Raw genomic sequence first — 1,325 nt, 5'->3', positions numbered from 1 at the left:
CAGCTCGTCGATGGGCGGGTTGGTGATGCCCAGCGGGGTGTCGTAGGCGCGTTGTCCGCCCGCCGACGGGTCGAACCGGTCGGGGACGGCGGCCAATGCCGCGTCGGACTGCGAAGTAGTCACTTAGGTCGTTCTCCTTGGCGGATTACAGCGGCTGGTACCGCCGGCGATTCGATGCTCAGTCTCGATCGGATTTGGTCTGGCCGGACGGGTCATGCGGAGCCGGCGCAGTATTCACCAGCAAGGATACCAATTCGGCGCACGCAGACTCCAATTGACGGTTGACCACGACCTCGTCGAAGTCGTCCCGGGCCGCCATCTCGACGCGGGCGGTCTCCAGCCGACGCCGCATGGCCTCCGGCGTTTCGGTACCGCGGCCGACGAGCCTGGCCTCCAGGTCTTCCCAACTGGGCGGCGCCAGGAACACGGTGATGGCCTCGGGCATCGCCCGCTTGACCGCCCGCGCGCCGGCCAGGTCGACCTCGATGAGCACCGGGATCCCCGCGGCGGTGGCTTTTCGCACCGGCTCGGCCAGGGTGCCCGATCGGTGCAGTCCGCCGTGGATCTCGGCCCACTCCAGCAGCGCGCCGTCGTCGATGAGCTGCTGGAAACGGGCGGGGCTGACAAAGTGGTAGTCGACGCCGTCGACCTCGCCCGGCCGCGGCAACCGCGTCGTGGCCGAGACGGAGAAATGCAGGTCCGGAATCCGCTTGCGCAGGCACCGGACCACCGTCGACTTGCCGACCGCGGAGGGACCGGACAGCACGACCACGCGTCCCTTACCCGGTGGTGTGGGACGCGTCCCGTGCTCGGCGTCCGGTCCCCCGCCGGCGCTCACTGGCCCTCCTGGGCCGGCGCGCCCACAGGGCGGGTTGGCCGAGGCCGGGTTAGGAGCCGAACTTTTCCAGCAGGGCCTTGCGCTGCCGATCGCCGAGGCCGCGCAGGCGGCGGGTAGGGGCGATCTCCAGCTCGGTCATGATTTCCTGCGCTTTGACCTTGCCCACCTTGGGCAACGCCTCAAGCAGCGCGGAAACCTTCATCTTGCCCAGGACTTCGTCGGTCTCGGCGTCCTTGAGCACCTGGGTGAGGTTGGTGCCGCCGCGCTTCAGCCGGTCCTTGAGCTCTGCTCGCGCTCGACGTGCGGCAGCCGCCTTCTCCAACGCGGCCGCGCGCTGCTCGTCGGTCAACTGGGGAAGGGCCACGATTCCTCCGTATCTGATCAATCACTGTCAATCGATCTCTTTTTGTCTCTGCCGGGTACTTCAGCCAGCGGAGACGACCGTACTCAGGCCTCCTGACGAAATCTAACCCGACCCCCTGGTTAA

The 1,325-nt window shown here is 67.8% G+C and carries 2 protein-coding genes and 1 pseudogene; all 3 read right to left on the bottom strand.

Annotated elements, in window-relative coordinates:
• Positions 1-123: pseudogene (locus A9X04_RS00730) on the bottom strand (DNA-directed RNA polymerase subunit omega); the annotation flags it as partial.
• Between the two features lie 55 nt (positions 124-178).
• Positions 179-838: a guanylate kinase gene (gene gmk, locus A9X04_RS00725; RefSeq protein ID WP_102417884.1), complete on the bottom strand. Its 660-nt coding sequence runs from the start codon at positions 836-838 to the stop codon at positions 179-181.
• Between the two features lie 49 nt (positions 839-887).
• On the bottom strand, positions 888-1,202 hold the full coding sequence (gene mihF, locus A9X04_RS00720; protein WP_007171927.1) for an integration host factor, actinobacterial type: 315 nt from the start codon (positions 1,200-1,202) through the stop codon (positions 888-890).
• Between the last annotated feature and the right edge of the window lie 123 nt (positions 1,203-1,325).

The organism is Mycobacterium sp. E3247 (genome assembly GCF_001667785.1).
Lineage (GTDB): Bacteria > Actinomycetota > Actinomycetes > Mycobacteriales > Mycobacteriaceae > Mycobacterium.
This window is presented reverse-complemented; position numbering and strand designations above follow the sequence as displayed.